Here is a 5,171-nt window from a genome sequence, read left to right on the forward strand (position 1 = left end):
GCGCGTCCTCGACCTGGGCTGCGGCCCCGGCCGGGCCGCCCTGCTGCTCGCCGCGGAGGCGGGCGCGGAGGTGACGGCGGTGGACCTGCACCAGCCGTTCCTCGACGAGCTGCGGGCGGCCGCCGACGCCCGCGGGCTCGGGGACCGCATCCGTACCGTCAGGGCCGACATGGCCGACCTCACCGGCCCCCCGTTCGACGACGCCTCCTTCGACCTGGTCTGGGCGGAGGGGTCGGCCTACATCATCGGCTTCGACACCGCCGTGCGGGACTGGCAGCGGCTCCTCGCTCCCTCAGGCGCCCTGGTGGTCACCGAGTGCGTCTGGACCACCGACCACCCGTCCGCCGGGGCCCGCGCCTTCTGGGAGCGGCACGCGGCACTGCGTCCGGTGGCGGACAACACGGCCGCCGCCGTGGCCGCCGGCTGCCACGTGCTGGGCGTGCTGGTCCAGCCCGACAGCGACTGGGACGAGTACTACGTCCCGCTCGCCGAACGGGCGGCGGCCGCCGACCCGGCGGCCCCAGGCATGGGTGCGGCGCTCGCGGCCACGCGCGAGGAGCTGGACGTGCGCCGCCGGTACGGCACCGAGTACGGGTACGCCGGATACGTGCTGCGGCCCGCCGACCCCGCCTGGCGGACGCGCCCGGAGACGGCCGCCGATCACCGAGCGGTGCGCGACGTCGTCGCCTCGGCGTTCCCGACGGGCGCCGAGGCGGCGCTCGTGGACGCGCTGCGCGCCGACGCGGGCGCCTGGCTGCCCGGTCTGTCGTACGTGGCCGAGGCCCCGGACGGGTCCGTCGCCGCCCACGCCCTGCTGACCCGCTGCCGGGTCGGGGACGCCCCGGCACTCGCGCTGGCGCCGGTCGCGACGGCCCCGGGCCACCAGGGCCGGGGAGCGGGCCGTGCGGTGGTGCGGGCCGTGCTGGACGCGGCCCGCGTGCGGGGTGAGTCGCTGGTCCTCGTCCTCGGGCACGCGGGGTATTACCCGGCCTTCGGGTTCGTGCCGGCGTCCCGCTTCGGGATCGCGCCGGGCTTCGCGGTACCCGACGAGGCGATGATGGCGCTGGTGCTGGACGATTCCGTTCCGGTTCCGGCGGGCATGATCCGTTATCCGGCGGCCTTCGGAGTCTGACGGGTGTCCGCCCCGCCGCACCGCCCGGGGCGGCGGGGCGGACATGCCAGCACCCGTAGTGCGGACAAGCGGCTTTTGTACGGCAGACTTGACCGCACTCGAGGGGTCCGGCGCACGAGGCCGGGAACCAAAGCGAAGGATGGGTATGCCGACCACACCAGCCACCGCGGCACACAGCTCGCCGAACGGCACAGCAGACGCGATCATGCTCGAACTGGTCGACGAGGACGGCACCACCGTCGGTACCGCGGAGAAGCTCGCGGCCCACCAGGCTCCCGGCCAGCTGCACCGGGCCTTCTCCGTCTTTCTCTTCGACGAGCGGGGGCGGCTGCTGCTGCAGCGCCGCGCTCTCGGCAAGTACCACTCCCCCGGTGTCTGGTCGAACACCTGCTGCGGTCATCCGTATCCGGGTGAGGCGCCGTTCGCGGCGGCGGCCCGGCGCACGTACGAGGAGCTGGGTATCTCGCCGTCGCTGCTCGCCGAGGCCGGTACCGTCCGCTACAACCACCCCGATCCCGTCTCCGGGCTGGTGGAGCAGGAGTTCAACCACCTGTTCGTCGGGATGGCGCAGGAGCGGCTGCGGCCGGACGTGGAGGAGGTCGGTGAGACGGCGTTCGTCACCGCCGGTGAGCTGGCCGAGCGCCATGCCGCCGTGCCGTTCTCGGCGTGGTTCATGACGGTGCTGGACGCGGCGCGTCCGGCGATCAGGGAGCTGACGGGGCCTTCGGCCGGCTGGTGACGCGCCGCGGCGGGCGCCGGGCGGTCAGGGCCGCGCCTTCAGGGGCAGTGCCGCCCAGATGATCTTTCCTCCGCCTGCCGTGTGTTCCACGTCGCAGGTGCCGCCAGCCTCGGTGGCGATCTCCCGCACGAGCAGCAGCCCGCGCCCGCCGGTCTGCCCGTAGTCCGTGACCAGGGCCGTGGGCCGGTAGGGATGGTTGTCCTCGACGGAGATCCTGATCCACTCCGCTCCGATCGCCACCTCCACGGCGAGTTCGGGTGAGAGCAGGGCCGCGTGCTTGACCGCGTTGGTCACCAGCTCGGACGCGATCAGCAGTACGCCCTGGAGGATGTCGTCGTCGACCGGTACGCCCTGCCGGCTCAGCAGGTCCCGTACCGCGTGCCGGGCCTGCGGCACCGAGGCGTCGACGGAGGGGGCGGTGAACCGCCACACGCCCTCGTACGGCACGGGATGGGCCGGAACACTCCCGCGGCTCTCCATGGACCGGCACCCGCTCTCGACTCGCACATCGCTGACCATCGAGTATCGAGTGTCGGGAACGGCATGGCCCGCACCCCGCCCATGACCATAAGTGGGCAGCTATAGACGGAAAGTGACCGGACGAGTATGACAGCGTCAGGTGATTGGACTACTTCTCGTCCCCTTCGGGCGCCATCCGGTCCGCCACCAGGCTGACGATGCGGCGTCCGCCGATCCCGGTGGCGATCAGCCCCAGCCCGTCGAACAGCAGGGCGAGCGAGAAGAAGCAGCCCAGCACGTAGAGGCTGCTGTGCGGCCAGTCGAAGAGCACGAGCAGTCCCAGCAGCAGACCGAAGGCACCTTGCAGCAGTGTCCAGCCGAACTGCGGGCCCCGTACGACCACGCTGCCGACCAGCCGGAAGACGCCCCCGGTGAGGAAGAGGAGCGCGGCGAACATGGTCAGGGCCTCGGCCGTGCCGTGCGGATGGCGGATGACGACGACCCCGGCCGCGAGGTTCAGTGCCGCCACCACCACGCCCAGCCAGAAGTAGTTCGTGCCCCGCGCCTCGATCGCGTGGAGGAGGCCGACGAGTCCGCCGATCAGCAGCAGCCAGCCGAAGAGGAGCATCGAGGTGAGGGTAGCCACGGCGGTGTGGACCAGGCCGACGAGTCCGGCGACGACCAGCAGCACGCCGAGCAGCACGAGACCGCCGAAACTGCGGTTGAGCTTCCTGCCCTCGGTCGCGGGTCCGGTCATCGACAGCTCCTCACGGTGCGTGCCCCCCTCGCGACCCCTCCTTGATCATAGGATCGGACGGTACGGATAGCATCCGGCGCATGGACCCCCTGGCACAGGCGGAGCCGGCGGCCCCGCGAGAACCGCGGCTGGAGCACTCCGTCGTCGACGGCGTCGCCACCGTCGTCATCAGCAACCCCGCCAAGCGCAACGCGATGACCACCGGCATGTGGCAGGCGCTGCCCGGCCTGCTGGACCGGCTGGCGGCAGACCGCTCGGTGCGGGTGCTCGTGCTCACCGGCGCCGGGGACACCTTCTGCGCCGGCGCGGACATCTCCTCGCTCCAGCACCCCGGCGGCCGGCCGCAGGAACTCGCCGTCCGGGCCGAGGAGGCCCTCGCGGCGTTCGCCCGGCCGACCCTCGCCGCCGTGCGCGGGTACTGCGTGGGCGGTGGCAGCCAGCTCGCCGCCGCCTGCGACCTGCGGTTCGCCGAGGAGGGTGCCTCCTTCGGGATCACCCCGGCCAAGCTGGGAATCGTCTACCCCTCGTCCTCCACACGGCGGCTGGTCTCGCTGACCGGGCCGGCCACGGCGAAGTACCTCCTCTTCTCCGGGGAGCTGATCGGGACGGAGCGCGCCCTGCGCACCGGGCTGGTGGACGAGGTGCTGCCGGCGGGCGGGCTGGACGGCCGGGTGCGGGAGTTCACGCGGATCCTCGCCGCGCGCTCGCAGCTGACCCAGGCCGCCGCCAAGGAGTACGCCGACGGCCGCGAGGACCGGGACGGCCACTGGGCGCGGCAGGCGCGGAACAGCGGCGACACGGCGGAGGGCGTCGCCGCCTTCCTGGAGCGCAGGGACCCCCGCTTCACCTGGACGCCTCCCGAGGCCCGGGACGGCACCACCGCGACCGGTCACCGGGACGGCGCGGGAGGACCGCGAGGAGGCGGGCCGTCCTGAGGCCCGATGCCCGGCCGCGTCGCTCCTCGGCCGGCGCCGGCCCCGGGCCGGTGACCGTCACCGGGCGGGACGCCCGGTGCGCCTCGCCCGGCGCTTCGTGGCCGCCGCCCCCGGCCGGCCGCGCCGGCTACCTCGCCGCCCTGCCGCCACGGACCGGACGACGATCCCGTCACACGGCGACCCCGGAGGCGGCGGACGTACCAACCGGTCGGTAACGTGCGGCCATGAGCACTCTCCCGCCGCGCGCCGGCCGTCGCTGCCACAACGCCCTCAACCCGCTGCACTCGACCGTCTACTTCGCTCCCGACCTGGCCGAGGAGCTCGCCGGGCTCGGCATCGACGACGCGCGCGCCGCCTACTTCGCCGCACGCGCCGCCGCCCTGGGAGCGGTCGGACCCGGAACGGTCACGGCCACCTTCTACAACTTCAACCACGAACTGGTGGCGCGCCACGTGCCCGCCGTGTGGTCGATCGCCTCACCCGCCGCGGTGCTCGAAGCCCGGCTGCGGGCCGCCGACTCCACGCTGCGCCGGCTGCTCGGCGACGAGATCATCGCCTCCCGGGAGCTGGCCGAGGCCGCGGAGCTGGCCCTGCGCGCGACGGAGGCCTGCACCCGGCACGCCCGCCCGCTGTACGCCGCCCACGCCGATCTGCCGGTGCCGCGGGAACCGCACCTGGCGTACTGGCACGCCGCCACACTGCTGCGCGAACACCGCGGCGACGCGCACCTGGCCGCGCTGGTCGACGCGGAACTCGACCCGCTGGAGGCCCTGGTCAGCCACACCGCGACCGGCAGGGGCATGGCGCCCCGCTGGATCCTCTCCACCCGCGGCTGGCGGCGCACGGACTGGGACGCAGCGGTGGAGCGGCTGCGCGGGCGCGGGCTGATGGACGCGGAGGGCGAGCTGACGGAGGAGGGCACCGCCCTCCGCACGGACGTGGAGGAGGCGACCGACCGGATGGACGCGGCACCGTACGCACACCTGGGCGCGGACGGCGTGGCACGGCTCACGGAGCTGGGCCGCACCTTCATGGCCGCGGCGGCCGCGGCCGGCGCCTACCCCGACGGCCTGGTCGGCAGGGGCTGACGCCGGGCACGTTCACCGGGGAGGTCAGCGAGCACGCGAGCGGGTACACCCCCGAACGAAG

General features: G+C 74.0%; 6 protein-coding genes. 4 read left to right on the forward strand and 2 right to left on the reverse strand.

The window, feature by feature from the left end; all coding sequences use genetic code 11:
• Positions 1 to 1,132 (forward strand): bifunctional class I SAM-dependent methyltransferase/N-acetyltransferase (locus tag ABZ371_RS28610; protein WP_358684893.1); only part of this gene is annotated, 1,132 nt, incomplete at its 5' end.
• Between the two features lie 145 nt (positions 1,133 to 1,277).
• A complete protein-coding gene (gene idi, locus ABZ371_RS28615) occupies positions 1,278 to 1,871 on the forward strand; it encodes an isopentenyl-diphosphate Delta-isomerase (protein ID WP_358684896.1) in 594 nt (197 codons plus the stop codon).
• A gap of 24 nt (positions 1,872 to 1,895) precedes the next feature.
• Here the strand turns inward: idi and ABZ371_RS28620 are convergent, their stop codons facing one another.
• Both ABZ371_RS28620 and ABZ371_RS28625 read right to left on the reverse strand, forming a co-directional pair.
• A complete protein-coding gene (locus tag ABZ371_RS28620; protein ID WP_358684899.1) occupies positions 1,896 to 2,351 on the reverse strand; it encodes an ATP-binding protein in 456 nt (151 codons plus the stop codon).
• Between the two features lie 148 nt (positions 2,352 to 2,499).
• Positions 2,500 to 3,087, reverse strand: coding sequence for a DUF308 domain-containing protein (locus ABZ371_RS28625; protein ID WP_358684902.1), 588 nt, complete (start codon positions 3,085 to 3,087; stop codon positions 2,500 to 2,502).
• Positions 3,088 to 3,167: 80 nt separating this feature from the next.
• Between ABZ371_RS28625 and ABZ371_RS28630 the strand changes: the two genes are divergently transcribed.
• Positions 3,168 to 4,022, forward strand: a complete 855-nt coding sequence (locus tag ABZ371_RS28630) for an enoyl-CoA hydratase/isomerase family protein (protein ID WP_358684904.1) — start codon at positions 3,168 to 3,170, stop codon at positions 4,020 to 4,022.
• Positions 4,023 to 4,246: 224 nt separating this feature from the next.
• Positions 4,247 to 5,110 carry a hypothetical protein gene (locus ABZ371_RS28635; RefSeq protein WP_358684906.1) on the forward strand — a complete coding sequence of 288 codons (864 nt, stop codon included), beginning with the start codon at positions 4,247 to 4,249 and terminating at the stop codon, positions 5,108 to 5,110.
• The last annotated feature ends 61 nt before the right edge of the window (positions 5,111 to 5,171 follow it).

The sequence above is a fragment of the Streptomyces sp. NPDC005899 genome, from assembly GCF_040629645.1.
Classification (GTDB): Bacteria; Actinomycetota; Actinomycetes; order Streptomycetales; family Streptomycetaceae; genus Streptomyces.